The sequence below is a fragment of the Pseudoalteromonas sp. APC 3224 genome (assembly GCF_030407535.1).
Classification (GTDB): domain Bacteria; phylum Pseudomonadota; class Gammaproteobacteria; order Enterobacterales; family Alteromonadaceae; genus Pseudoalteromonas.
In genome coordinates this window covers 1-25,330 of the sequence record NZ_JASDDF010000051.1, presented here as the reverse complement: position 1 = coordinate 25,330, position 25,330 = coordinate 1, and the positions used below count along the sequence as shown (strand labels likewise).

The window sequence follows — 25,330 nt, the reverse complement described above, 5'->3', positions numbered from 1 at the left end:
TTATGTGAAAGTAGGTCATTACCAGGCTCCAAATAAGAGAAAGCCCGATTCGAAAGAGTCGGGCTTTTTTACGTCTGTAGAAAAGTGAAAGTATTAGCTATCAGCCGTCAGCTATCAGTTGCGCAGCGTTAACCTGACCATCGTAGCGTGGGTTGAATATCTCGAAACCCACGGATAAAAGAACACGACAGAGGATGAGAGCGTAGCATTTGTTATGTGGCTCTCTCCATCGCTGTGGGCACTAATACATTCTACTGCGCTGTCGCGACGAAGTAGTCCCCGACTCCAAATATAACAAGCTCGAGTCGATAGACCGACGCTTTTTTATGTATCAGGAATTTAACAGTATGGCTTATATTGGTCGAAGTGTTCTATCAGAGCAAAGAGTGGGTATTGGTAAAATTTACCCTACAGCATTGTTTCATTGCTTATGACAACGCACAGTTGCACTACTCAACATAGTTATATGGCGTTTAATTTTAGATACACGAAATGGAATATAGTGTTTATACAAACCAGTAACTGCTATTTTAAAGTTTAATAGACTCTCGTTGTGTCTTCATTATTAAATGTACAGAGGCACAAGAGAAAACGTCTTTAGACATTGGGTAACTCATCAGCAATTAGCAAAGAAACTACGTCGCTAGATTAAAATAGGTAGGATCAAAAACGCCAACTCAAGGTTGGCGTTTTAATTATCAGGCTAAAGGTGATTATTAAACTTTAGGGCCTGCGTTTTTAATTTCGTCAGATACGTCGTATTTAGCAAAATTTTCTGTGAAATCAGATGCTAGCTTAGCCGCATACTCTGCGTATTTAGCTTTGTCTTCCCAGGTATTGATTGGGTTAAGAAGCTTGCTATCTACGCCCGGCACTGCAACTGGTACGTCTAGGTTTAGCACGTCAATGTGTTGGGTTTCTACACCGGCTAATTTTCCAGATACGATTGCATCCACAACAGCTCGTGTTGTTGGAATATCAAAACGCTTACCAATACCGTAAGGGCCACCTGTCCATCCAGTGTTAACTAGGTAAACTTTAGCGCCGAATTCACGTACACGCTTCATTAGAAGCTCTGCGTATACACCTGCAGGACGTGGGAAGAAAGGTGCACCAAAACAGGTTGAGAATGTTGATTCAATATCGCTAGTAGAACCAATTTCTGTAGAGCCTACTTTTGCTGTGTAGCCACTTAGGAAGTGAAATGCTGCAGCTTCTTCGGTTAGTACAGATACCGGCGGTAGTACACCACTCACATCGCATGTTAGGAAAACAACAGCCTTAGGCTCACCTGCGCGGTTTTCAACTTTACGTTTTTCAACATGCTCTAGTGGGTAAGCTGCACGGCTATTTTGAGTTAGGCTGGTATCGTTGAAATCAGGAACACGGTTTTCATCAAGTACCACATTCTCTAAAATTGTACCGAATCGAATAGCGTCCCAGATAACAGGTTCGTTTTTCTGAGAAAGGTCGATACATTTAGCATAACAACCACCTTCGATATTAAATACACTACCTGGTGCCCAGCCGTGCTCATCGTCACCGATTAAGAAGCGAGTTGGATCTGCTGATAATGTTGTTTTACCTGTACCTGATAGACCAAAGAATAATGCGGTATCACCTGCTTCACCTACGTTAGCAGAACAATGCATTGGTAATACACCTTTCGCTGGTAGTAGGAAGTTTTGCACAGAGAACATCGATTTTTTCATTTCACCCGCGTAGCGCATGCCAGCAAGTAACACTTTACGTTGTGCAAAGTTAATAATAACTGTGCCATCGCTATTGGTACCATCGCGCTCTGGATCACATACAAACGAAGGTACGTTCATTACTTGCCACTGAGGAAAGTCGGCTTTGTTGTATGACTGTGGTTCGATGAACATGTTTTTAGCGAAGATATGGTGCCAAGCAGTTTCTGTTGTTACAACCACTGGAAGGTAGTGCTCTGGATCAGCGCCTACTTCAAGGTGAGAGATAAAGTGGTCATTACTTTGCACATGTGCTTCTACACGTGCCCATAAGGCGTCAAACTTATCTGCATCGAATGGGCGGTTTACATTGCCCCATTGGATTTCATTTTCAGTACTTGATTCTTGAACAATAAAACGATCTTTTGGAGAACGACCGGTACGACGACCAGTGTTAGCTACAAAAGCACCATTGGCGGCTAAAGTCCCTTCGCCACGGCTGATAGCGTGTTCGACAAGTTCAGCTGCAGTTAGATCGACAAAACGGGTAGCGCTTGAAGTCATGTTTATACCTAAATTGTGTGAGATTGAACGGGATAGCTCTGGGTCTTAGTAACCTTTAAGCTGCAAATATAGTAACAGATGGATTAAGGATATTCGAGCTTATAAACGCCGTAAAAGCATATAAATTAAGGGAAAAACATGAATAATTTCAATGATACCGGTGTCATGAAAAATGCTCAGCTTGTGATACCGGTGTCATTTTTTGGACATAAAAAAGCCATAAAAAATTATGGCTATTTTATAGTGTGCTTTAAAAAATCTAGATTAGTTAAATATATTTTTTATATCTTGTTCGTTAAACACATAATCTTTTAAACAGTAATGGCAGCTCATTTTAATCTCACCATTTTTTTCGACATCATCCATAAGCGCTTGTTGACCAACATTAACTAAAGCAGTCATCGTTTTTTCGCGATTACAACCACATTTAAATTGAATTGGTTGAGGGTCAAATACGCGTGGGTTATCTTCATGATAAAGTCGCGTTAAAATAGTACTGGCATCAAGCTCTAGTAGTTCTTCATCTTTAATAGTATTACTGAGTGCTTCTAAGTGAGTAAAATCTTCAATCGATTTTTGCTTATCTACAGGTAGTACTTGTAAGAATAGCCCACATGCCTTGGCGCTGCCCTCTTTAGTATCGGTTGCAAACCAAAGGCGTGTTTTTAATTGCTCAGACTGCTCAAAATAGCTTTCTATACATTCACTTAATGTATCATGCTCTAAAGGTACTATACCTTGGTAACGCTCACCTTGAGTTGGAGTAATCGTGATAACCATGTAGCCTTGGCCAATGAGCTCTTTTACCGTTGAGCCAGTTACTTCACGTTGTAATCGCGCAATGCCACGCATATTTTGTTGATCATCACCATTGATCACCGCATATTTTACGGGTCCATCACCTTGTAGTTGAACCGCAATTTCGCCTTCAAACTTTAACGTTGCTGTTAATAAACAGGTTGCAACAAGCAGCTCACCTAATAATGCTTTAACGGGCTCTGGATAATTGTGTTTCGCAATCATTTCATTGTAAGCGTTGTCTATTTGTACGAGTTCGCCACGAACATCGAGGTTGTCAAATAAATAGCGGTGAAGTAAATCTTGTTGCATGAGCGGCTATACCTAACTTGATTTCATTTTTAAAAGTTCGCGTCTTTGCTTCTTATCTGGTTTTTTATCCGGATGTGGGGCAAAGAAACTGTTATTTTTGCGTGCAATACTATTTTCTTCACGCTTAGCAATACTAGCATCAGATTCTTGATACATGGACTGTGCAATGGGGGCGCTTTGGCGCTTTTCAAGTATATTTAATACTGTGATAGTTTTTTCGTCAACGCCTTGGGCTAGCTTTATAATTGCGCCAATTTCTACAATTTTACTAGCCTTACTGCGCTGGCCATTATAATGTACTTTGCCGCCTTGTACCATTTCTCGTGCTATTGCACGCGTTTTATAAAATCGAGCCGCCCATAACCATTTGTCCAACCTCACTTTAAGTGCGTCAGCGCTTTCTGAGCTGTCATTGAGTTTAGTTTTCTTTGTCATAAAACATCCCTAGTAAATTTACTACTAGGTAAATTATCACGAAACCGTTACCGCATGTAGCTATTGCTTGATAGCTGATACGATAAATAAATCAATCTGTTTACAAAGTTTAATATTAGCGTGCTTGTTGAATGAAAAATGAAAAGGTACTATGGCTGAGTGATTTCGTTATAAATTAAAATAAGAATACTACCTATGGAACAGCACGTTCAACAATTTAAACATTTATTAAGCCGTTTACCGCACGCGAGATTAAGTGCAATGGTTATGGTTTTAGTTGTTGTTTATATTGCATTTTTATTATCAAAATTGATGTGGTTATTATGGCCGCAGCCAATAACATCGCCCCTTGTTCCTATTAGCCACTCTAGCCAAGCAATGGGCGGTAATAACCAGTCTATAGATTCGATCATTGAGCAATTTTTATTTGGTAAAGTAAATGTAACAAAAAATACCAATACTGCTTCGCAAACTAAAGTTATCAATAATGCCCCTGAAACGCGTCTTAGTATTAACTTAACCGGTATTGTTGCTGTGAGTAATGATGATAAGGCGGGAATGGCTATTATTGAGTCACAAGGTCGCCAGACGAGTTATTTAGTGGAGGATGTGGTGCAAGGTACACGTGCAAAAGTATCGCAAATACTCCCAGATCGTGTGATTTTAGATGTAAGTGGCCGCTTTGAAACCTTAATGCTTGATGGACTCGACTTTACTAAAACAGTATCAATGCCAGTACTCGCTGCACGAGATGAGTCTGAAATGGGACCTTTAGCGCCTTCAGCACAAAGCGATGAACAAATTGATGCCACTGCCAACCTTGAGGTGAAAGAAGCATTAATAGAAACTCGCGAAGAGCTTTTAGAAGAACCTGGTAAGCTATTTGATTATATACGTGTTTCTCAAGCGATGAATGATGGGGAACTTATAGGTTATCGTTTGAGTCCAGGTAAAGAGCCCGAACTATTTAAACAAATGGGATTACAAAATAACGATTTAGCCGTGGCAATTAACGGTTATCAATTAACAGATTTAAAACAGGCAATGGCAGCAATGAATGAGCTGCGAAACAGTACAGATGCAACTATCACAATAGAGCGTGATGGTGAGCAAATAGATGTACTATTTAGTCTGCAATAACTTAGCTTTGGAGTTTTAACATAATGGTTCAGGTGCTACACCTCAAAAAAATTAAAAAAGGGTTAGCTAAGTATGCAGCACTTTTTTTAGCGGCAAGTCTTTCTATGTCGGTTGCTGCTGTTGAATATGCTGCTAACTTTAAGGGCACAGATATTAATGAGTTTATTAATATTGTTGGCAAAAACCTTAATAAAACCATCATTATTGATCCTAACGTGCGTGGCAAAGTAAATGTACGTAGTTATGAATTAATGGATGAGGCGCTTTACTATCAGTTCTTTTTAAATGTTTTAGAAGTTTACGGTTATTCAGCCGTTGAAATGGACAACAACATAATAAAAATAGAAAAAAGCTCAGATGCTAAAAAATCAAACGTGCCATTAATTACTGCTGATAGCCAAGCGCTTGGCGATATGATGATTACACGGGTTGTGCGAGTTAAAAATGTAAGCGTACAAGAGTTAGGCCCTTTAGTTCGCCAATTTAGCGATCAAAAAGACGGTGGTCACGTTGCTAACTTTAACGCGGCCAACGTAATGATGCTAACTGGTCATGCAGCCTCGGTTAACCGCTTAGTAGAAATTATTCGCTCTGTTGATCAAGCGGGTGATAAGCGAGTCGATATCGTTAAGCTCAAGTTTGCAACGGCTGATGATGTTGTCTCAGTAGTTGAAAATATCTATAAAGATAGTGGTAAGGGTAGCGTACCTGAGTTTTTAATTCCTAAAGTCGTAGCTGATGGTCGTACTAATAGTGTGATTGTCAGTGGTGAAGGCCAAGCACGAACACGTGCCATTGAGCTCATTAAACGTTTAGATGGTGAACTGGAAAGCCAAGGTAATACCAAAGTGTTTTACCTCAATTACGCAAAGGCCGAAGATTTAGTAAAAGTACTCCAAGGTGTGAGCAAATCGCTGGCAGAGGACTCAAAAGGTGGGGCAACCAAAACTCGCAGTAGTAATAAGAACGACACTAGCATTGAAGCTCATCCAGATTCTAATTCATTAGTTATTACCGCTCAGCCAGATACGATGCGTTCACTAGAATCGGTGATAGAGCGCTTAGATATTCGCCGCGCGCAAGTACTCGTGGAAGCCATTATTATTGAAGTAATGGAAGGCGATGGCGTTAACTTTGGCCTGCAATGGATTTCAGAAGAAGGCGGCATGCTGCAATTTAATAATGGTACCACTGTGCCTGTCGGTGCCTTAGCTGTAGCTGCTGAGCAAGCTCGTGATAAAACAATAACTAAAAGTATTATTGGTACTGAGTCAGGTACTGTTACCGAATATGATGAAACAACTGAAGGCGACTACGGCCCGCTTGCATCATTACTTGGTGGTATTAATGGTTTAGCCATGGGAGTGATTAAAAACGATTGGGGCGCAATCGTACAAGCGGTTTCAACCGATACTAATTCTAATATTCTAGCGACTCCCTCTATTACCACTATGGATAACGAAGAAGCGTCTATTTTAGTTGGCCAAGAAGTGCCAATTATTACTGGCTCGCAAACAGGTAGTAATAATACGAACCCATTCCAGACGGTTGAGCGCCAAGAAGTGGGTATAAAGCTTAAAGTGACACCGCAAATTAATGATGGTTCAGCGGTACAGTTGACTATAGAACAAGAAGTTTCCAGTGTTAGTGGTGCAACAGCAGTTGATATTTCAGTCAATAAGCGCGCAATTAAAACAACCGTGATGGCCGATGATGGCGGCATGGTGGTACTAGGCGGCTTGATAGATGAAGATGTACAAGAAAGCGTGTCAAAAGTGCCATTACTAGGCGACATCCCTATTTTAGGGCACTTATTTAAGTCAACTAATACAACAAAGCGTAAGCGTAATCTTATTGTATTTATAAGACCGACCATTATTCGCGATGGCGTTAGTATGAATAAACTTAGCTTTAATAAATATAACTTTATTCGCGGTGAACAATTTAAAAAACGTGAAGATGGTATTAATTTAATGCCAATGTCAGACACACCTATTTTACCTGAGTGGAATGACGAATTGTTGTTACCACCAACGTATGAAGAGCATTTACGCAAACAAAATGCACAAGAGCGTAATGATGACTAATGCGATAGAAGATATTAATCAAGATGTTGTTCATCCAATTACTCATAGTAATGATGAACAGCTTGCTCAAGATGACTTAATTGAACTGCCTGCAAAACGTTTGCCGTTTTCTTATGCCAGACGTGTTGGCGCGTTACTCAGTAAGCATAAAGATAACCAAATTGTGTATTACCGTGGTGAGCTTGATGTTGATGTATTATTAGAAGTGCGTCGTATTGCAGGACATGGCTTTACACTTGAACAACTAGAAGATGATAAGTTTGAGCTATTACTAGAAGCATCGTATCAACGTGATAGCTCAGAAACTCAGCAAATGATGGAAGATATTGGTAATGAGGTTGATTTATTCTCACTAGCTGATGAGCTCCCTCAAACAGAAGACTTGCTTGCCGGTGACGACGATGCACCTATTATAAAGCTGATTAATGCCATGCTCAGTGAGGCAATTAAAGAAGGCGCCTCTGATATCCACATTGAAACGTTTGAGCAAGAGCTGGTTATTCGTTTTCGGGTGGATGGCGTACTCAAAGAAGTTCTAAAGCCTAATCGTAAACTAGCCTCTTTGTTGGTATCGCGTATTAAAGTAATGGCCAAACTCGATATTGCAGAAAAACGCATACCGCAAGATGGCCGTATTAGTTTACGTATCGCTGGGCGCGCTGTAGATGTGCGTGTGTCGACTATGCCATCGAGCTTTGGTGAGCGAGTGGTACTGCGTTTGCTTGATAAAAACAATGCACGTTTAAACCTAGAAGACTTAGGTATGACAGCTCGAAACCGAGAGCTGTTTGCCGACTTAATTAGCAAGCCTCACGGTATAATTTTAGTAACAGGCCCTACAGGCTCTGGTAAAAGTACCACCCTATATGCAGGTATGAGCCAAATTAACTCGCGGGATCGCAATATTTTAACGGTTGAAGATCCAATCGAGTACGAAATTCCTGGCATTGGCCAAACACAGGTTAATACCAAGGTTGATATGACTTTTGCCCGTGGTCTGCGCGCTATTTTACGTCAAGATCCTGATGTAGTTATGGTCGGTGAAATACGAGATTTAGAAACAGCCCAAATTGGTGTACAAGCATCACTTACTGGCCACTTAGTTATGTCTACGTTACATACTAATACCGCCTCAGGCGCAATCACTCGTATGGAAGATATGGGCGTTGAGCCGTTTTTATTATCGTCTTCATTACTAGGGGTATTATCCCAGCGCTTGGTACGTACTTTATGTAATAGCTGTAAAGAAGGTCACGTTGCAGATGAGCGTGAATGTGAATTACTCGGCGTACCGTTTGACAATGCTCCGACGATTTACCGCGCGGTAGGATGTGAAGAGTGTAACTTTAATGGCTACCGAGGTCGTACTGGTATTCACGAGTTATTAGTCGTCGACGAAACCATTCGTGAAATGATCCACAGCGGTAAAGGTGAGCAAAGCGTAGAGAAATACATTCGTAAGCACAGCCCAAGCATTCGTCAAGATGGCTGCAGCCGTGTGCTTGCAGGTAAAACAACGCTTGAAGAAGTGCTGCGCGTAACGCGTGAGGAAGGCTAACTATGGCAGCGTTTGAATACCGCGCATTAGATGGCCGGGGAAAAGAAAAAAAAGGTATTTTAGAAGCCGATACAGCTAAGCAAGTTCGTCAGCTTCTGCGCGATCAAAAGCTTACACCACTTGAGGTTGTGCCTGCTGCGCAAGATGACAAACAAGTTAAAGGTCAAAAAGCTCCTTTACTCGGTTCTTTATTTAAACCAACCATATCAACAGCCGATCTCGCTTTGATCACTCGTCAGCTTGCAACTTTAATTCAGTCTGCCCTACCTGTAGAAGGGGCGGTAATGGCGGTTGCTGAGCAGTGTGAAAAACCACGCTTAAAACGTATGTTAATGTCGGTGCGCTCTAAAGTAGTGGAAGGTTATACCCTGGCTGATGGGATGAGTGAGTTTCCGCATGTATTTGACGATTTATACCGCGCTATGGTGGCGGCAGGTGAAAAGTCAGGTCACTTAGATCAAGTGCTCAACAGGCTAGCTGATTATACCGAGCAGCGCCAACATATGCGCAGTCAAATTACGCAGGCTATGGTGTATCCGATTATTTTGGTGGTGTTTGCTATTGGTATTGTTTCGGTGTTATTAGGTACCGTAGTACCTAAAATATTAAAAACGTTCGAAAAAACCAAACAAGTTTTACCTTGGACTACCGAGTGGGTTATGGCGGGTAGTCATTTTGTGCAAAATTACTGGTTTATAAGTTTACTGGTGATCACCGCTACCGCGGTTGGAATCAAGTATGCGCTTAAAAAACCTAAGGTACGGTTTTGGTGGGATGCAAAAGTATTACATATGCCAGGCATAGGTAAAGTTGCTAGAGGGATTAACACAGCGCGCTTTGCTCGTACTTTAAGTATTTTATCGTCAAGTTCAGTACCGCTACTAGAAGGAATGCGTATTTCTGGTGGGGTATTAGTTAACGAAAAAATCAAACAAGCTGTGGCTGATGCCGCAGAAAGAGTAAGTGAAGGGGCAAGCCTACGTGCTTCACTGCAGCAAACTAAGTTGTTTCCACCAATGATGCTGCATATGATAGCCAGTGGTGAAAAGTCTGGTGAACTTGAACAAATGTTAGAGCGAGCCGCTAACAATCAAGATCGCGAGTTTGAAAGTATGGTCAATGTGTCATTAAAGTTATTAGAACCCGCAATGATTGCCTCTATGGCAGTCATTGTACTGTTTATAGTAATGGCGATTCTGCAGCCTATTATGGCAATGAATAAGGCTGTTGGCCTTTAATTATTTTTATATTAATGATTTATTTAAATCATTTTTGTTTAGTGTTTTTAGAATAACGAGGTAATAACGTGAATAAACAATCAGGTTTTTCTTTATTAGAAGTGATGGTGGTACTGGTTATCATAGGGATGATCATGTCGATTGTGGCACCTAATATTATGGGTCAGCAAGAAGAAGCGGCTATTGATAAAGCGCATTTAGATATTCAGCAGTTAGAAGATGCTATGAGTTTGTACAAGCTTAAAAATAAGAGCTACCCAAGTACAGAGCAAGGTTTAGAGGCATTAGTCACAAAAACCAGTATTGAGCCTATTCCAAAACGCTTCCCAGATGGTGGTTTTATTAGCAAATTACCAGAAGATCCGTGGGGTAAAAATTACCAACTAATTAGTCCAGGAGAGATTGGTAAGTTTGACATTTTTTCTATGGGACCCGATGGCGAACCGGCTACCGATGATGATATTGGTAACTGGGATGAAGATAAGCAGTAATGGGCATTAACTTTATCATACGCTTAAACTTAGTTAATAGGGGTTTACCATGCGGGTAAACCTTAAGCACCTAGGTGCAAAGCAATATGGTTTTAGTTTAATAGAGATTTTAGTGGTATTGGTGATCATCGCCTTTGCCACCAAAATGGTGGTATACAGCTTAGATGGCGGCGCAGAGGAAGAGCTAGATAAGCAAGCAAGTAGGCTGCATACCACCATTAATGCCGCATCGGAATTTGCCGTACTTAATCAGGTAGAGTTAGGTTTATTAGTTGATCAAAATACGCTTGAGTTTTTAGTGTTTGATGGCGAAAAGTGGACCAGTTTTGAGCGGGAAGAGTTATTTAAACCAATTGAGTTTGACCAGCAATTTAAAGTAACACTTAATCTAGAAGACCTACCTTGGGCACAAGATAACTTATTAGAGCAGTCTAACTGGCGTGAGTTAATGAGTGGCGATAATGATGATAGTTTATTAGAACTTAAAAAATTAAAAGTTCCTCAAGTACTTCTTTTATCCTCTGCTGATGTAAGTGCATTTCAGCTTATGCTTGAGTTAAAAGATCAGGCGGAGCCGGTATATTTTATTGAAGGTAAATTTGCAGCGCCAGTTGATTTTCGTCGAGAGCCCCAATAATGAAAAAATACCAAGGTTTTACCTTATTAGAAGTCTTAGTTGCGCTAAGTATTTGTGCTATGGCGGGTATTGCTGCAATGCAAGCAACTGGTGAGCATATTCATCACTTATCGAGTATTGAAGAGCAAACGTATGGCTCATGGGTAGCCGAGAATGTATTGGTAGAACAACGAACGAAAGGCGAAAAATGGCAAGGTAAAAATGGTACCCGCGGCACTGAGATGATGGCGGGGATTGAATGGTTTTGGCGCCAAGATGTTGTGCCCACTGCTGATAAGAGCTTTGTAAAGGTCACTATTAATGTGTTTACAGATGATAAGTATGAAAATTCAATTTATGAGTTAAGTACTTACTTAAATAAAGGTAAGCCATAAGTGAAGCAGCGCGGTTTTACATTATTAGAAGTGATGGTGGCACTAGGGGTGTTGGCGTTTGTTATTATGGCCACCCACCAAATACTTGATACCACCACGCGTGCCAAAGAAGCATCAGATGAAAAAATTGCTGAGCTAAATGGGTTACAAACAGCCTTCAGGCTAATGGATCAAGACTTTAGCCAAATGACTAAACGCCAAGTGCGTAATGAAGCAGGGGATTTTCAAGAGAGTTACTTACTTGCAGGGCGCTACATTTTAGAAAGCCAGCTTGATGGCATTGCCTTTGTGCGTGATGGTTGGATGAATCCCATTAATTTGCTTCCTCGCTCAGAGCTGCAAGCTGTTGGTTATCGAGTAATTGATGACAACTTAGAACGAGTATATCGCATTTATGTTGATCAACTTGATAATATGGAGCCTCGTAGCCAAGTTGTTTTAGCTGACGTAGAAGAGCTTAAATTTGAGTTTTTAGATGGTAACGCAGAGTGGCAAGAAAACTGGCAAATTAAGGCGTTACCTAAAGCGGTAGCTGTAACGTTAAAGCAAATGAACGCAGAACCAATTAGGCGCGTTTTTTTAGTGCCAGGACTCGGTAAAGAGCTACCAAAACCGGTTAATGATGGTACTAACCAATCGCAACCAAATGGCCGAGGAACGCCTTGATGAATCAAAAAACATCACGCGGCGCGGCGTTAGTTATTGTGTTATTTATTGTCGCGCTGGCTGCTATTTTAGCCGTAGAAATGAGTGCGAACTTAATGTTACAGGTACAAAGAAGTACTAACTTGCAAAGTCAGCAACAGGCTAAATGGTATGCTTATGGCGCTGAAGAATTAGCTATTAAAGGCTTAATTCAAAGTAAAAAAGACGATCCAGAAAAAACCACCTTAGCGCAGCCGTGGGCAAAGCAAGGTGATGTTAAGTATCCAGTTGATAACGGCACGTTAAGCGGTCAGTTAACTGATTTACAAGCTTGTTTAAACTTAAATGCGCTTGGTGCTGAGCCTGACCCAAACAGTACTAATAAAACGAACCCTGCGCATAAAGCGTTGTTTGCCATATTAGAAAATATAGAAGACTTACCCAGTGATGAGTCTGAAGAAGGTATGGCTGATAGTGTTTTTGACTGGTTAGATAAAAATAGTATTACGTATCGCTCAGGAGCTGAAGAGGGCGAGTATTTATCGCGTCAGTTTCCGTACATGACAGCAAATAGCCTATTTGCTTCGGTATCTGAACTGCGTTTAATTAAAGGGTTTAACCCTTTAGTGATGGAAAAGGTGCTGCCTTTTGTCTGTGTGATCCCTGGCAGTACGTTACTTTCAATTAATGTTAATACGGTCACTGAAGAGCAAGCTTTATTGTTCAGTGGCCTAATAGACGAACTGAGTGTTTCGGGTGCTCAAGCGGTAATTGCAGCGCGACCTGAAAATGGCTTTGATAATATTGAAGAGTTTTTTGAGTCTGTTAAACAACAAGGCGGCAAAAATATCAAAGCAGTAGAAAAACTTTTTAGTTTAAAAAGTGAATATTTTAAATTACAAACGCAGGCAAAATTTGTTGATTTGCGTTTTTCGATGACCACATTACTGTATGCCAGCAATGGCGAGGTAACGATACTGGCGCGAAAATTTGGAGGCGTACAGTGACAGAGATACTGTTGATCCGCACGGGTCAAACCGAGCAAGATTTACTTAACTGGTTAATATACTCACTACAAGAACAAGAAATAATAGCCAGTGGCGAGCTACAAAATGCCAATCAGTTAAGTGAACTAACTGAAAAAGCATTAACCCGAGAACTTGTGGTACTTTTACCATGTGACCAGGTGCAATTAAAAACGGTGACACTGCCAACAAAGTGGAGCCGTAAATTAGAGCAAGCATTGCCCTATATGCTCGAAGAAGATCTTGCCTGTGATATAGACGACGTTTATATCGCGCTTGGGGAGCCAACTATGGTTGATGAGCAGCATGCAATTAAGATTGCGCTAACGAACCGTGATTGGTTTGAGCACTGGTTAGAAGTATTTGAACAACATCAACTCACTCCGTATCAAATAGTACCGGATGCATTACTATTGCCAAGCGCTGAAGAGTCATGTGTTACTGCCATCGAACTTAATAAGCAGTGGCTCTTTAAACAAGGTGACTGGCACATTAGCGCGGTTGAAAGCAGTTGGCTAAAAGAGTATTTAGTAGCATTAGGCAATCCTGATATCAAGCATTACAGCCCCGCTGATCAGTTTCCAGAAGCACTTAACTTATATCCGCAAACAAGTGACTATGAGTTACCGTTAGCATTATTTGCTAAACAACTTGATAAACTTAAGTTTAATTTGCGTCAAGGACCTTACACCCTTAAAAAGAAAACTGCGTTATGGTGGGGTTACTGGAAAAGTGCTGCCATTATTAGTGTGGTTGCCTTGGTATCAAGTGTGACTATTAAAGCGGTTGAATTGCATCAGCTTAATTCGCAGCTAGAAGTAGCTAAATCGCAAGTAGTAGAGCGATATCAAAAAGCCTTTCCTGGCACGCGGGTGCGACCTCATTTAATTAAAAATCAAATACAGGGTGCATTGAATAAAGTACAAGGTGTTAGCGATGCTGGCTTTTTAGATTTAACCAGTAAATTGGTTAGCGTGTTTTCGCAAGTGAATGAGTTTACGCCACAAACATTACGCTTTGACAAACGCCGTAATGAATTGCGCATTCGAGCGCGTGGTAAAGACTTTCAAACTTTTGGTAAGGTTAAAGCCATTCTCGAGCAGCAAGGGGTTACTGTTGAGCAGGGCTCGTTAAATAATGATGGCGATTTTATCGTCGGCGAAATCAGACTGCGAGGTGCACAATGAAGCAGCAGTTCATGCAATATTGGCGTTCATTAAAAGAGCAAGAGCAACAACTAATTATGGTTGCAGGCGGTGTATTTATCATTTTTGTTTTGGTGATGGGGGTTTTTAGGCCTTTAAATACTGCGATAGAGCGGGCACAGCAATCACAAATAAAACAGCAAGAATTGTTAGCCTGGGTAGACGAGAGTATTGTTAAGCTCAAAGCCGCGGGTAAAACGCAAGCTGTGAGTAATCAAAATCTCAGCCAAATAGTTAATAATACGCGCGGCCGTTACAGCATTAATATTAGTAAAATGCAGCCTAATGATAACTCACTTCGTTTAACGCTCGACTCAGTAGAGTTTAATCTATTAATCCAATGGATTGACGAGCTCGTTAATCAGCATGGTTTAAGCGTAGAAAATCTAGATTTAAGCCAAGATGATAAATCCGGTTATGTACGCGTAAGCCGTTTAGTATTAGAGAAGTAGTTAATGAAAAAAATAATAATATTATCCATCGTTTTTTTAATGAGCTTTATTGTTTTTAGCGTTATTAAATTACCGGCTGCGGTTGCTGTAAATTTAGCTAAACCGTATTTTCCACCGCAGCTAGAAATAGGACAAACTGCTGGCACGTTGTGGCAGGGACAAGTTATGCAGCTGCGCTTTGAAGGTGAGCAATTAAATAATGTACGCTGGGATATATCTGGCTGGGCGTTATTTAAAGCTCAAGTGAATACTAACTTACGCTTTGGTAATCCTCGCGAACGCAGTGACATATCGGGCTATGCAGATATTAGTTATTCACTAGCAGATGATGAGCTTAAAATAACTGATACTGTAGTGCGTTCAACGGTTGAGCGAGCAATGCAGCGAATTGACTTACCGTTACCAGTTACTGCTAAAGGACGTGTAATCTTAGAGCTTGATGAATACGTTTCTGGAGCGCCATATTGTCAATCACTCCAAGGTGAAATAGCCAGCCCTGATATTGACGTACAAGGTTTAACTGGTTGGTTCAATATTGGTGATCTCAGTGGCAAATTAAGTTGTAAGTCGGGCGATGTTGCTATACTCATCGAGCCAGACAATAGATTAGGGCTTGAGGCAGATGCTACACTAAAGGCTAATTTTGACTTTAAAGTTGCGGGATATGTTAAACCTGATCTAACTTTACCCAAAGAAGTTCATGACGCGGTGAAGTTTTTAGGCAGACCAGATAACCAAGGTCGTTACCCACTTAAATTTTAATATTTTATATAAAGAGTTTTAATGCAAATACCTCAGTTTACTGAGCAGCATGCCAAGCTGCTCAGCGAGTTTTTAAATACCCAATCAGGCGCAATGAGCCTTACCCAAAGCCAAGGTTATTTATTTGGCGTTATATGTTCACCTGAGCCGCTAGAAGTTCACCAATGGTTAGAAAACATTCTCCCTGATACAGCAAACGACCTTGATGAAGACATATTGTTTTTATTTATGGCGTTACATCATCAAGTGAGTGAGCAAGTATTTGAGCTGGGTTATAAGTTACCCGCTGAGTTTGAATATGACTTTTGCCAGCAGTGGTCAGCGGGTTTTTTAACCGCAAGCCAAGCGTATACCCATAAGTTATTAGCAAGTGAGCAACTAGACATTCAATACAAGCAAGCGCTTGAAAGCGCACAGGCTACGCTCAGTTTTTTTGCACTCGATAAACCAGTCATTGTGCAAATTGCACAACAAAATAATATTGATGAATTGCACTTATGTGAGCAGCAGTACGAGCTAATGGGCGACTTTGCGTTAGGTTTTGCTGAACTTATCGAAATTGTTGCGCTTAACAGTGGTTTATATACTGATGAAGGGTGGGAAGAGTAAGTTTTCTAGCGCTCAATCGTTATTCTTAACACCTAACCGCCAATTTCTAATTCAATATCAGTGCAACCTTGTTTGCACTGTATTACTCCCTTACCGGGTTCGCTGGTGGCTAAGTTAAGGGTTAATACGCCATTACAATGTTCGCATTTTAACGTTTTACCCTGTGCCAATTGCTTAAGCATGGTGCGATGTTTATGAAATGAGTTACTTGCTTTTTTATTTAATCCAGAAAAATCCATTACTTTACTCTCGCTTGCGCTAATGACTCTTTGATAATACGACATACAGTAAGTAATCGTTCTTCGTAAAAATAGAGGTTTAGATCACCTTGGCGACAATAGCGTAGTTCAAATAACTTGACTGATTCATCCGTAGTAAATGTTTTAGCAACATAGTCTTGCTCAGAACGAGAAAGTGCTAACTGTTGATTCACTTTATTTCTCGTCATGGTTGCTACAGGAAAGCGATCTACTTTAGTTGAGCTGCTTAACAAACCGATACCATCACCGAGCAACCGTTCGCGCGGCTCTTTTACCAAAGGATGATCAACGGTAAAAAATGCTAGGATCACAACCACTAGTATAAAAAATTTCTTCATAAATATACAAACCTTGATCCAAACAACACTTTAGTAGCCGGCAAGTGTAATAAAATACACCTTAAAAGCAAGTCACAAATTGAATAAATTATTAGCAATCTAGTCAGTAATTTTAGCTAATATGCGTATAATAAGGGGCAGTAGTTAGATATTTCTGAAATATCTGAAAGTACACAAGTGCGACTTAAAGCGTATTATGTTTAGCATGCAAGTTGCTACACTTAGGCGAAAAGTACAAAAAGATTGCTGAATTTTTATTTCCTAGCGGCGTTGAGGAACTTCAATGGATAAGCAAATTAAAGTAAAAAACATACCAACAGAGGTTAAGATCCAAAAACCTGATCTGAGCCGTCAAGAAGATAGATTTAATCCTCGCAATCGTATTTATGTACGTGCGGTTACTGGGCTTCATCAATTACTAAGACAACGCATTGGCTTTTTAGGCATGCTAGCGTTTATGTTATTGCCTTGGATCAACTTTAATGGCCAGCAAGCTGTTTTGTTTGAGCTAATGGAGCAAAAGTTTAATATTTTTGGTTTAACCCTATGGCCACAAGACTTCACTATTCTTGCATTTATTTTTATGCTTGCGGCGTTTGCTCTATTTTTAGTGACTACTTTTTATGGCCGAGTATGGTGTGGCTATACCTGTCCGCAAACAGTATGGACCTTTATTTTTATTTGGTTTGAAGAAAAATTTGAGGGCAGTGCTAATCAACGTAAAAAGTTAGATCAGCGGCCAATGGATTTTGATAAATTCTGGCGAAAAACCGCAAAGCACACTAGTTGGGTGCTATTTTCTCTATATACCGCGTTAACCTTTGTTGGTTACTTTACGCCTATTCGCGAACTACTCCCTGAATTTGTTACCTTTAATGTAGGCGGTTATGCCTTAGTTAGTATTATTGTATTTACTATTTGTACTTATGGTAACGCGGGTTGGATGCGCGAAATTATGTGTTTACATATATGCCCATACTCACGTTTTCAGTCAGCAATGTTTGATAAAGATACCTTTACTGTAAGCTACGATGAAGCGCGTGGTGAAAACCGCGGGCCACGTTCGCGTAAACAAGACCCAAAAGAGCTGGGGTTAGGTGATTGTATTGACTGTAACTTGTGTGTGCAAGTTTGCCCAACTGGGATTGATATTCGTAATGGTCTGCAATACGAGTGTATAAACTGTGGCGCGTGTATTGACGCCTGTGACGGCGTAATGGACAAAATGAATTATCCTCGAGGGCTTATCTCTTATACCACTGAGCGTAACTTAGAAACCCCAGAGAATAAAACTCATCCGCTGCGTCCTAAGCTGATTGGTTACAGTATTATTTTAGTCTTACTTACCGGTGCGTTGGTAGCCAATATAGCTATGCGTAAACCTATGGACTTTGATATTATCCGTGATCGCAATCAGTTGTATCGTGTCGACTTTAATGGCTTAGTTGAAAACACCTACACCTTAAAAGTGATTAATAAGGCACAGTACGAGCAAACATTCTCTATTGATGTTAAAGGGTTAGATAACTATAAATACATAGGTGATACCACCTTTACGGTGAACGCTGGTGAATCGCATAATGTGCCGTTATCATTAGTAATGGACCCTTATGATTTAAAAGCGCCAATGACCGAGTTTAACTTTGTACTGTCGCCAATAAACGAACCCGATAACCAAATATCGCAGCAAAGTAACTTTTTTAAAGCGCGATAAAGAGTCTGTATTAAAAGACGAACACTGATATTAACAAAAAAGCGGGATATTCCCGCTTTTCTTTTATATAAGAAGTATATGAGTAAATTTAGCTTTATTGACTTAACCCCAGATCTTATTTTGGATGCCATCGAAAGCGTTGATATTTACGCTGAGTCAGGGTTGCTAGCGCTAAATAGCTACGAAAATCGAGTGTATCAATTTGTAGCTGAGGGTGGAAAACGTTACGTTGTTAAGTTTTATCGGCCTGAGCGCTGGAGCAAAGCACAAATTCAAGAGGAACATGATTTTGCTTTTGAACTGGCAGCCGCAGAAGTACCGGTCGTTGCGCCAATAAAGCATAATGGGCAAAGCTTATTTGAACACCAAGGGTATTTATTTACTTTATTCCCAAGTGTAGGCGGGCGTTTATTTGAAGTCGATAATTTAGATCAGCTTGACGTACTAGGGCGTTTAATTGGTCGCATGCACCAAGTAGCGAAAACGCAGCCCTTTACCCAAAGACCAACTGTTAGCTGCGATGAATACCTGCATACAGCTAAAGTTCATTTACAAAAAAGTAATTTAGTCCCTATGGGACTAGAGACTTCCTTTTACACTATTTTAGATTTAGTTATTGCCCAAGCGCAGCTGCAATATAAAAATGTAGACAGTATTCGCTTACACGGAGACTGCCATGCTGGTAATATTTTATGGGCTGGGGATGCGCTGATGTTTGTTGATTTAGACGATAGCCGCCAAGGACCTGCAATTCAAGATTTATGGATGATGCTCAGTGGCGATCGACAAACACAGCTGTTACAGTTAGACACTTTAGTGAATGCGTATGAAGAGTTTTGTGATTTTGATCACTCACAACTGAAGCTGATCGAACCGCTTCGCGCCATGCGTATGATTCATTACATGGGTTGGGTTGCAAAACGTTGGAGCGATCCAGCTTTTGTACGGAACTTTTCATGGTTTGCAGATGACAAATACTGGGAGCAACAAATTTTAGCGCTTAAAGAACAGCTTGCAGCTTTGCAAGAAGCCCCGTTAAAATTATTGCCATAATATTTTTATTTAAAAAAGAAGTATAACGAGATATTCATGTTTAAAAAATTAAAACTAAGTTTACTGATCCTATGTTTACCTTTCGCAGCACTAGCTGCCAACTTTGAAGCAGGTAATCAATATACTGTGATTGACGTTGAAAAGAGTAAAACGCCAAACGTAACCGAATTCTTCTCTTTCTATTGCCCGCACTGTTTTAAGTTTGAGCCGGTAGCAAAAGGGATTGCAGAAAACTTACCTGAAGGGGCTGAGTTTGTAAAAAATCATGTTAACTTTTTAGGGGGCGTTTCACCACAAGCGCAAAGTAACCTGAGCTTTGCTTACTTAATTGCAAAAAAACATGGTCAAGCCGAAGCAGTAACAGCGCAAATTTTTAAAAGCATCCATATTCAGCGTGCACCATTAACAGAAATTAAAGACGTTAAGAAGTTATTAGAGCTTAACGCAATTGATAACAGCACATTTGATAACGATATTGCTAGTTTGCCTATCATAGCAGCTGAACGTGCCATGCAAGATAAGCAGAATAAATATTCTGAGCTTGGCGCATTAACTGGCGTACCTACATTTATCGTAAATGACAAATATAAAATCAATATTAATACAATCAAGAGCCAACAAGAACTTGATGAGTTAATTAGCTTTTTACTAAAACTATAATTTTTGGAGCACCATAATAATGATCAAATTAGTTAAAGCAGGGTTGCTTGCTGTATTACTCCCTTTAGCTGCAACCAGTTTTGCTGCCACTTACGAAGAGGGCGTACATTATGATGTCGTCTCTGATCGTGCAACCAGAAAGCCAGAAGTAAAAGAGTTTTTCTCTTTTTACTGCCCTGCATGTAATAACATGGAGCCACTGCTTGCTGAGATCAAACCTAAGCTAGACAAAAACGTAAAGTTCAAGAAAAGCCATGTGGATTTCGTGGGCGTTCGTGACCCAGAACATCAAGCCATGATCAGCCAAGCACTAGCTACTGCTGAAGTACTACCGCAAAAAGATAAAATTATTTCAGCGATGTTTGACCACATTCACGCAAAGCGTGCTCGTTTTAATGAGCTTGCAGATGTAAAAGATGTATTTTTAGCGCAAGGTGTAGATGGCGACAAATTTGATAAATTATTTGAAAGCTTCTCGGTACGTACACTGAGCTCTAAAATGAAGCGCGACCAAGATTACTTTAAAGGAAAAGGGGCACTGCGTGGCGTTCCAACATTTATTGTTAATGGTAAATATAAGCTTAACTTAGGTGGCGAGTCAGGTATTTCATCGCCAGAAGATGTAAGCGCACTTATTAACTACTTAGCAAATAAATAATTAGTTTAGTGAAATAAAAAAGCTCCGAAAGGAGCTTTTTTATTTGGAGAAGAAAATTCATTATGGAAAAAATTTTAATCTCAAGTTGTTTGTTAGGTTTGCCAGTTCGTTATGATGGTAAAGGCCAAACAATATTGCACCCTCAACTTAATTTGTGGCAAAAGCAAAATAGATTAATCGTATTTTGTCCTGAGATTGCTGGTGGCTTACTCGTGCCTAGAGCGCCCGCTGAGATAAAGCAAAATCGAGTTATTACAAATACTGCCGAGGATGTAACAAGTGCATTTGAAGCTGGCGCTAATAAAGCATTAGCCCTTTGTAATAAGCATAATATTCGCTTTGCTTTACTAAAAGAGTCTAGTCCTTCGTGTGGCCGTAATACAATTTATGATGGAAGCCATAGTGGGGTGAAAGTAAAAGGCATGGGGCTGACCGCTAAGTTATTGGTAAAGCATCAAGTTAAAGTATTTAGTGAAGAGCAAATACCAGCACTTATCAAGGCGCTGGCATTATAGTATTGGATTTTATTTTTTCTGTAAAAATACACCAGATTCAATATGGTGTGTGTAAGGGAACTGATCAAATATTGCAAAGCGCTTAACCTCATGGGTTTGGCATAAGTGATCAAGATCACGCTCTAACGTATCTGGGTTACATGATATATAAATAATATTCTCATAGTTAGCCACTAAATCACACGTTAGGGTATCCATGCCAGCACGAGGTGGGTCGACTAGAATGGTTTGGCAGTTGTAACTACGAAGGTCAATACCATCTAAGCGAGAGAAAGTACGCTCGCCTTTCATTGCCTGAGTAAACTCTTCGCTCGACATGCGAATAATATCTAAGTTAGTTACTTTGTTTTGAGCAATATTATATTGCGCTGAATGCACAGACGATTTTGATATTTCTGTTGCCAGCACTTTATTAAATGAGCCCGCAAGTGCAATTGAAAAGTTTCCGTTACCACAATACAGCTCTAGTAAATCATTGTTTAGTGGTTTACATAGCTCTTGTGCCCACTCTAACATTTTAATATTCACCTTCGCATTAGGCTGAGTAAAGCTATTTTCTACCTGTTGATAGATTAGCTCTTGGCCATTTACCATTAAACGCTCAGTAACAAAGTCATCGCCTAATTTTTCTTTTTGCTTACGTGCACGGCCAATAAAGTCAATTTTGTACTGGCTACTTAGCTTTTCCTTTAAGGCATTAATCTCAGTTAACCAGTTTTCATCAAGTGGCTTGTGATAAAGCAAGCTCACTAAAATTTCACCGCTGAGGGTCGATAAATAATCTATTTGGAATAATTTACGACGCAGTACTTCGCAGCCTTTTAAGTTATCAATCATTACCTGCATAACTTCACCTACTAAAGGAGCTGCAGGGTCAAAGGTATCAACACGTATTTTATCTTTCGTTTGTTGATCAAACATAATGTGAAACAGATCGTCACCATCGTGCCATACTCTAAATTCTGCACGTTGACGGTAGTTAATAGGCTCAGAGCTAAATACTTCTAACTGTTTTACACCGAAACGTTGAAACTGCTCTGTAATACGCTGCTCTTTTTCATTTAATTGTGCATCGTACTGCGTGGTATCTATATTTATAACTGCCATTAACGGTATAACCTTATCGTTGGGATCTGTTTATCGGCGCTATTGTAGGGAGCGAAGCGTATTTGTCTAGTTTTGATCAAATATAGTGAGCTTTTTTTAAGCATTTTACTACAGTATAGGCTTACTTGGCCGATATAAGAGTATGTCTAAATAGGAGTCTTCTCATGAAAATAGGTAACTTTAGTTTTGTTCCAAACAGCAATGCCAATAAATACAATACTAAACAAGCAATGCCACAGCCTAAAATAGACTCTCCACCAACGAGCTATCAGCAACGCGGAAAAGAATTGGCTGCTGCCGTATTGGGTGACAAAATGGCAAAAGAATTAGGCTTGCCGGTTGCTGAAGCGAAAAAAGACAAACCATTGTTTGATTTTAATGAAGTAGTCAAAAATGTTTTAGACTTTGTGACCAGCTCAGTAAAAAAAGCCAAAGCCAATGGTGCCGATGATGACAAGCTACAAGATATACTCAACCAGGCACGTAAAGGTGTGCAAACAGGTGTTGATGAAGCTGTCGATGAATTAAAAGGTATGGGCGTATTTAATCAAGAGCTTGAAGAGGGTATTGATAAATCAAAAGAGGGCATCTTTAATGGCCTTGATAAATTTGAGCAGAACTTATTTAATCCTCAGCCAGCAAGCGTAACGGTTAGTCAATCGCAATATGTGAACCTTAGTAACAGCGCTGATTATACTTTTACCACCGCAGAAGGTGATGAGGTGAGTATTAGTTTTGCAGACGCTTACCAATCCCAGTCATCTAGTCGCTATCAGCAAACTGAAAGCTCACAAGCATTTAGTACGCAATTTTCTGAGTCTCGTGAGTTGTCATTTTCTATGTCAGTAAATGGAGAGCTTAATGAAGACGAACAGCAAGCTATAAATGATTTAATGGCAGAGTTACAAGATGTAAGTAAAACCTTTTTCAGTGGTGACTTAGATAAAGCATTTGAACAAGCCCAAGAACTCAGCTTAGGAAATGAACAGCTGGTGGCATTTTCAATGGACTTACGTCAAAGCAAAACTGTGGCAGCTATTAAAGAGTATGAACAAATTAAGCCAACATCAGAAAAGGCCATTGCCGAAACCGTCGCGCCTTTTAATGATGATCTAAAATCGGCTTACTCTAAAGCGCAAGCACTAGGATTAGAAAGCCAGCTATCAGGTATCATTCAATGGCTAAATCAAGATCAACAAGAAATAGATAAACTGGTTGATTACACTAACACCATGTTTGAAAACTTAGATAGATTAAACACAGCTACTGCAAAACTAGACGCTGAGTAAAACTACTTTCTTTTATAAAAGCCTCATGGCAAACTGCCGTTCTAAGTAAAGAGTAGGAATGGTAGTTTGTCAGCGCACATCATGGTATTTGATTCAGGTATAGGTGGAACCACAGTACTTGAGCATATTCAGCAAAGCATTCCTCACGCTCAATATAGTTACTTCATGGATAATGCATTATTGCCTTATGGTGCACAGTCGCAGCAGACTATAATTAGTCGCTTATGTGGACTAATCCAATTTATCAAAAATGAGTCGCTCAATGTCGACTTAATTGTTATAGCCTGCAATACCGCCTCAACATCTGCATTAAGTGCGGTACGTCAAATAACAGATATTCCAATTGTAGGGGTTGTACCTGCGATTAAGCCCGCAGCACAAATAACACAATCAAAGCATATTGGATTATTGGCAACCCCTGCTACAGTAGCAAGTTCATATACGGATACACTGATTAAAGAGCATGCCTCACTTATAACTACAAGCTTATATAGTAGTGTTGAATTGGTCACCCTGGCAGAAACATTCTTTTTTACCCAATACTTAGATATAGAAAAGCTGCACGCTGAGTTAAACCGATTAAATATTAATAAAGATATCGATGTGCTGGTATTAGGCTGTACTCACTTTCCTATTCTTGCTAAACCAATTAGTGATTACTTTAAAGCACATATAGAGTTGTTAGATTCTGGTGCGGCTATTGCTAAGCGAGTTAGATCTTTACTGAATTTAAGCGATGATCAAGCAGGCATAAAAAAGCCGCTGCGGTATTATGCAACGGCTGATATATGTAGTGATAAACTAGCCGTTAAGCAAGTTACACTGTTTGATCCGACTCTGAACGGTAAGAGTTAGAATCATCTTCTTGTTTTTGTTTTGCTTCACGTACTTTTAAAGTACGTTGTTGGAACTCACTATCATTTAACTTAGCAATTGCGTTATCCGCATCAGCTTGAGCCATTTCAACAAAACCAAAGCCGCGACGCTTGCCAGTATTCTTATCTTTCAATAAACGAACATTAAATACCTTGCCTTGCTCTTCGAACAAAGCACGTACAACGCCTTCATTTGCGCGATAAGGAAGATTGCCAACATAAAGTGTTTTTGTTTTTACTTCGGCTTCTTCTGCATTTACTGATGACATTGCAGCAATGACAAGTCCACCAATTAATAAACCAGCACCAAATAGTAGTGCAGGGTCTAATGCTAGGCTTGCAAGTGCAAACTTAACGATAACAAAACCAACAACAGCAAGAATAACTGCAAAGATAAAAGATTTTTGATCGGGTAATTTCATTTTGATCTACCAATAAACAGGAAATAAACATTAATTTAACATTGTGAACTTGCTATCTTAACGTCTTAATTGAACATAGCAATGAAATTTATAGTAAATAGTTAATAAGAGTGCAAAAAACGACCTAAAGTAAGCTCTTTCCATACCATTTCAATAGTATTTGCTTGAAAGTTGAGCAAACAGTAAAAAGATCTAAAAAAAAGGTTGATCTGTTTTCGGATCTCCCTATAATGCGACCCCACTGAGACGGGGAACGCCAACGCATAGCGAGGCACGACTACTCAGAGAGTTAAATAAAACTTGAGTTTAAATCATCGTAAGAAAGTTTAAAATTAAGTGTTGACTCGAAAAATAAAGGATGTATTATACGCATCCCTAGCGACAACGTCGCAACGTTCTTTAACAATATAAAGCAA

27 protein-coding genes are annotated in these 25,330 nt (G+C 39.9%); 20 read left to right on the top strand and 7 right to left on the bottom strand.

Going from position 1 to position 25,330, the window contains the following annotated elements; all coding sequences use genetic code 11:
* Positions 1–716: 716 nt before the first annotated feature.
* The 3 genes from QL989_RS18210 to hslR all read right to left on the bottom strand — a co-directional run bounded on the left by QL989_RS18210 (position 717) and on the right by hslR (position 3,800).
* Positions 717–2,255 carry a phosphoenolpyruvate carboxykinase gene (locus tag QL989_RS18210; RefSeq protein WP_138608169.1) on the bottom strand — a complete coding sequence of 513 codons (1,539 nt, stop codon included), beginning with the start codon at positions 2,253–2,255 and terminating at the stop codon, positions 717–719.
* Positions 2,256–2,519: 264 nt separating this feature from the next.
* On the bottom strand, positions 2,520–3,365 hold the full coding sequence (gene hslO / locus QL989_RS18205) for an Hsp33 family molecular chaperone HslO (RefSeq protein WP_138608171.1): 846 nt from the start codon (positions 3,363–3,365) through the stop codon (positions 2,520–2,522).
* Between the two features lie 12 nt (positions 3,366–3,377).
* Positions 3,378–3,800, bottom strand: coding sequence for a ribosome-associated heat shock protein Hsp15 (gene hslR, locus QL989_RS18200; protein WP_138608173.1), 423 nt, complete (start codon positions 3,798–3,800; stop codon positions 3,378–3,380).
* Between the two features lie 195 nt (positions 3,801–3,995).
* On the opposite strand from hslR, the gene gspC reads away from it, so the two are divergent.
* The 13 genes from gspC (at position 3,996) to QL989_RS18135 (ending at position 16,023) form a co-directional block, all read left to right on the top strand.
* Positions 3,996–4,940, top strand: coding sequence for a type II secretion system protein GspC (gene gspC / locus QL989_RS18195; protein WP_178956692.1), 945 nt, complete (start codon positions 3,996–3,998; stop codon positions 4,938–4,940).
* Between the two features lie 23 nt (positions 4,941–4,963).
* The gene (gene gspD, locus QL989_RS18190; RefSeq protein ID WP_290171534.1) at positions 4,964–7,027 is read left to right on the top strand and encodes a type II secretion system secretin GspD; all 2,064 of its coding nucleotides are present in this window, start codon (positions 4,964–4,966) and stop codon (positions 7,025–7,027) included.
* A complete protein-coding gene (gspE, locus tag QL989_RS18185) occupies positions 7,020–8,585 on the top strand; it encodes a type II secretion system ATPase GspE (RefSeq protein ID WP_232735523.1) in 1,566 nt (521 codons plus the stop codon). The genes gspD and gspE overlap by 8 nt, the downstream gene beginning before the upstream one ends.
* A 2-nt stretch (positions 8,586–8,587) precedes the next feature.
* A complete protein-coding gene (gene gspF / locus QL989_RS18180; protein ID WP_010393005.1) occupies positions 8,588–9,823 on the top strand; it encodes a type II secretion system inner membrane protein GspF in 1,236 nt (411 codons plus the stop codon).
* Between the two features lie 68 nt (positions 9,824–9,891).
* Complete coding sequence (gene gspG / locus QL989_RS18175) at positions 9,892–10,314, top strand: type II secretion system major pseudopilin GspG (protein ID WP_178956690.1); 423 nt, start codon at positions 9,892–9,894, stop codon at positions 10,312–10,314.
* 49 nt (positions 10,315–10,363) lie between these two features.
* A complete protein-coding gene (gene gspH / locus QL989_RS18170; protein ID WP_290171532.1) occupies positions 10,364–10,951 on the top strand; it encodes a type II secretion system minor pseudopilin GspH in 588 nt (195 codons plus the stop codon).
* Entirely contained in the window at positions 10,951–11,325 is a 375-nt protein-coding gene (gspI, locus tag QL989_RS18165) for a type II secretion system minor pseudopilin GspI (RefSeq protein WP_010393012.1), read from the top strand. The genes gspH and gspI overlap by 1 nt, the downstream gene beginning before the upstream one ends.
* A complete protein-coding gene (gene gspJ / locus QL989_RS18160; protein ID WP_010393015.1) occupies positions 11,326–11,991 on the top strand; it encodes a type II secretion system minor pseudopilin GspJ in 666 nt (221 codons plus the stop codon).
* Entirely contained in the window at positions 11,991–12,977 is a 987-nt protein-coding gene (gspK, locus tag QL989_RS18155; RefSeq protein WP_138570970.1) for a type II secretion system minor pseudopilin GspK, read from the top strand. Before gspJ ends, gspK begins: the two co-directional genes overlap by 1 nt.
* Positions 12,974–14,182 carry a type II secretion system protein GspL gene (gene gspL, locus QL989_RS18150; RefSeq protein ID WP_290171530.1) on the top strand — a complete coding sequence of 403 codons (1,209 nt, stop codon included), beginning with the start codon at positions 12,974–12,976 and terminating at the stop codon, positions 14,180–14,182. The genes gspK and gspL overlap by 4 nt, the downstream gene beginning before the upstream one ends.
* The gene (locus QL989_RS18145) at positions 14,179–14,652 is read left to right on the top strand and encodes a type II secretion system protein M (protein WP_054202944.1); all 474 of its coding nucleotides are present in this window, start codon (positions 14,179–14,181) and stop codon (positions 14,650–14,652) included. Before gspL ends, QL989_RS18145 begins: the two co-directional genes overlap by 4 nt.
* Positions 14,653–14,655: 3 nt before the next feature.
* The gene (locus QL989_RS18140) at positions 14,656–15,414 is read left to right on the top strand and encodes a type II secretion system protein N (protein WP_290171529.1); all 759 of its coding nucleotides are present in this window, start codon (positions 14,656–14,658) and stop codon (positions 15,412–15,414) included.
* Positions 15,415–15,435: 21 nt separating this feature from the next.
* The gene (locus tag QL989_RS18135; protein ID WP_290171528.1) at positions 15,436–16,023 is read left to right on the top strand and encodes a UPF0149 family protein; all 588 of its coding nucleotides are present in this window, start codon (positions 15,436–15,438) and stop codon (positions 16,021–16,023) included.
* A gap of 32 nt (positions 16,024–16,055) precedes the next feature.
* Here the strand turns inward: QL989_RS18135 and QL989_RS18130 are convergent, their stop codons facing one another.
* Together QL989_RS18130 and QL989_RS18125 are read right to left on the bottom strand one after the other, a co-directional pair.
* Positions 16,056–16,262 (bottom strand): hypothetical protein, encoded by a 207-nt coding sequence (locus QL989_RS18130; protein WP_010393026.1) that lies wholly within the window; start codon positions 16,260–16,262, stop codon positions 16,056–16,058.
* Entirely contained in the window at positions 16,262–16,621 is a 360-nt protein-coding gene (locus tag QL989_RS18125; RefSeq protein WP_010393028.1) for a hypothetical protein, read from the bottom strand. Before QL989_RS18125 ends, QL989_RS18130 begins: the two co-directional genes overlap by 1 nt.
* A 283-nt stretch (positions 16,622–16,904) precedes the next feature.
* Between QL989_RS18125 and ccoG the strand changes: the two genes are divergently transcribed.
* From ccoG to QL989_RS18100, 5 genes are all read left to right on the top strand, one after another.
* A complete protein-coding gene (ccoG, locus tag QL989_RS18120) occupies positions 16,905–18,335 on the top strand; it encodes a cytochrome c oxidase accessory protein CcoG (RefSeq protein WP_010393031.1) in 1,431 nt (476 codons plus the stop codon).
* A 78-nt stretch (positions 18,336–18,413) separates the two neighbouring features.
* A complete protein-coding gene (locus tag QL989_RS18115) occupies positions 18,414–19,388 on the top strand; it encodes a serine/threonine protein kinase (protein ID WP_075169546.1) in 975 nt (324 codons plus the stop codon).
* Positions 19,389–19,424: 36 nt separating this feature from the next.
* Complete coding sequence (locus QL989_RS18110) at positions 19,425–20,048, top strand: thiol:disulfide interchange protein DsbA/DsbL (protein ID WP_290171527.1); 624 nt, start codon at positions 19,425–19,427, stop codon at positions 20,046–20,048.
* Positions 20,049–20,067: 19 nt separating this feature from the next.
* A complete protein-coding gene (locus tag QL989_RS18105) occupies positions 20,068–20,706 on the top strand; it encodes a thiol:disulfide interchange protein DsbA/DsbL (RefSeq protein WP_290171525.1) in 639 nt (212 codons plus the stop codon).
* Between the two features lie 62 nt (positions 20,707–20,768).
* A complete protein-coding gene (locus QL989_RS18100; protein ID WP_109875875.1) occupies positions 20,769–21,221 on the top strand; it encodes a DUF523 domain-containing protein in 453 nt (150 codons plus the stop codon).
* A 9-nt stretch (positions 21,222–21,230) separates the two neighbouring features.
* On the opposite strand, the gene trmA is transcribed toward QL989_RS18100, so the two are convergent.
* Positions 21,231–22,328, bottom strand: a complete 1,098-nt coding sequence (gene trmA / locus QL989_RS18095; protein ID WP_198522045.1) for a tRNA (uridine(54)-C5)-methyltransferase TrmA — start codon at positions 22,326–22,328, stop codon at positions 21,231–21,233.
* Positions 22,329–22,492: 164 nt separating this feature from the next.
* On the opposite strand from trmA, the gene QL989_RS18090 reads away from it, so the two are divergent.
* Together QL989_RS18090 and murI are read left to right on the top strand one after the other, a co-directional pair.
* The gene (locus QL989_RS18090) at positions 22,493–23,617 is read left to right on the top strand and encodes a DUF5610 domain-containing protein (RefSeq protein WP_290171522.1); all 1,125 of its coding nucleotides are present in this window, start codon (positions 22,493–22,495) and stop codon (positions 23,615–23,617) included.
* Positions 23,618–23,683: 66 nt separating this feature from the next.
* Positions 23,684–24,472, top strand: a complete 789-nt coding sequence (gene murI, locus QL989_RS18085) for a glutamate racemase (RefSeq protein WP_138596721.1) — start codon at positions 23,684–23,686, stop codon at positions 24,470–24,472.
* On the opposite strand, the gene QL989_RS18080 is transcribed toward murI, so the two are convergent.
* A complete protein-coding gene (locus QL989_RS18080) occupies positions 24,435–24,914 on the bottom strand; it encodes an RNA-binding protein (RefSeq protein ID WP_138570964.1) in 480 nt (159 codons plus the stop codon). The two genes, murI and QL989_RS18080, sit on opposite strands and share 38 nt — an antisense overlap.
* Positions 24,915–25,330 lie beyond the last annotated feature (416 nt).

Bases quoted from the DNA above. Each gene is read 5' to 3' on its own strand.
- QL989_RS18100 (WP_109875875.1), top strand. From the start codon at position 20,769: ATGGAAAAAATTTTAATCTCAAGTTGTTTGTTAGGTTTGCCAGTTCGT.
- gspC (WP_178956692.1), top strand. From the start codon at position 3,996: ATGGAACAGCACGTTCAACAATTTAAACATTTATTAAGCCGTTTACCG.
- QL989_RS18135 (WP_290171528.1), top strand. From the start codon at position 15,436: ATGCAAATACCTCAGTTTACTGAGCAGCATGCCAAGCTGCTCAGCGAG.
- gspE (WP_232735523.1), top strand. From the start codon at position 7,020: ATGACTAATGCGATAGAAGATATTAATCAAGATGTTGTTCATCCAATT.
- QL989_RS18105 (WP_290171525.1), top strand. From the start codon at position 20,068: ATGATCAAATTAGTTAAAGCAGGGTTGCTTGCTGTATTACTCCCTTTA.
- QL989_RS18145 (WP_054202944.1), top strand. From the start codon at position 14,179: ATGAAGCAGCAGTTCATGCAATATTGGCGTTCATTAAAAGAGCAAGAG.
- gspF (WP_010393005.1), top strand. From the start codon at position 8,588: ATGGCAGCGTTTGAATACCGCGCATTAGATGGCCGGGGAAAAGAAAAA.
- ccoG (WP_010393031.1), top strand. From the start codon at position 16,905: ATGGATAAGCAAATTAAAGTAAAAAACATACCAACAGAGGTTAAGATC.
- hslR (WP_138608173.1), bottom strand. From the start codon at position 3,800: ATGACAAAGAAAACTAAACTCAATGACAGCTCAGAAAGCGCTGACGCA.
- QL989_RS18130 (WP_010393026.1), bottom strand. From the start codon at position 16,262: ATGGATTTTTCTGGATTAAATAAAAAAGCAAGTAACTCATTTCATAAA.
- gspK (WP_138570970.1), top strand. From the start codon at position 11,991: ATGAATCAAAAAACATCACGCGGCGCGGCGTTAGTTATTGTGTTATTT.
- gspD (WP_290171534.1), top strand. From the start codon at position 4,964: ATGGTTCAGGTGCTACACCTCAAAAAAATTAAAAAAGGGTTAGCTAAG.
- gspH (WP_290171532.1), top strand. From the start codon at position 10,364: ATGCGGGTAAACCTTAAGCACCTAGGTGCAAAGCAATATGGTTTTAGT.
- QL989_RS18080 (WP_138570964.1), bottom strand. From the start codon at position 24,914: ATGAAATTACCCGATCAAAAATCTTTTATCTTTGCAGTTATTCTTGCT.
- QL989_RS18110 (WP_290171527.1), top strand. From the start codon at position 19,425: ATGTTTAAAAAATTAAAACTAAGTTTACTGATCCTATGTTTACCTTTC.
- QL989_RS18115 (WP_075169546.1), top strand. From the start codon at position 18,414: ATGAGTAAATTTAGCTTTATTGACTTAACCCCAGATCTTATTTTGGAT.
- QL989_RS18125 (WP_010393028.1), bottom strand. From the start codon at position 16,621: ATGAAGAAATTTTTTATACTAGTGGTTGTGATCCTAGCATTTTTTACC.
- gspI (WP_010393012.1), top strand. From the start codon at position 10,951: ATGAAAAAATACCAAGGTTTTACCTTATTAGAAGTCTTAGTTGCGCTA.
- QL989_RS18210 (WP_138608169.1), bottom strand. From the start codon at position 2,255: ATGACTTCAAGCGCTACCCGTTTTGTCGATCTAACTGCAGCTGAACTT.
- trmA (WP_198522045.1), bottom strand. From the start codon at position 22,328: ATGGCAGTTATAAATATAGATACCACGCAGTACGATGCACAATTAAAT.
- hslO (WP_138608171.1), bottom strand. From the start codon at position 3,365: ATGCAACAAGATTTACTTCACCGCTATTTATTTGACAACCTCGATGTT.
- QL989_RS18090 (WP_290171522.1), top strand. From the start codon at position 22,493: ATGAAAATAGGTAACTTTAGTTTTGTTCCAAACAGCAATGCCAATAAA.
- QL989_RS18140 (WP_290171529.1), top strand. From the start codon at position 14,656: ATGAAAAAAATAATAATATTATCCATCGTTTTTTTAATGAGCTTTATT.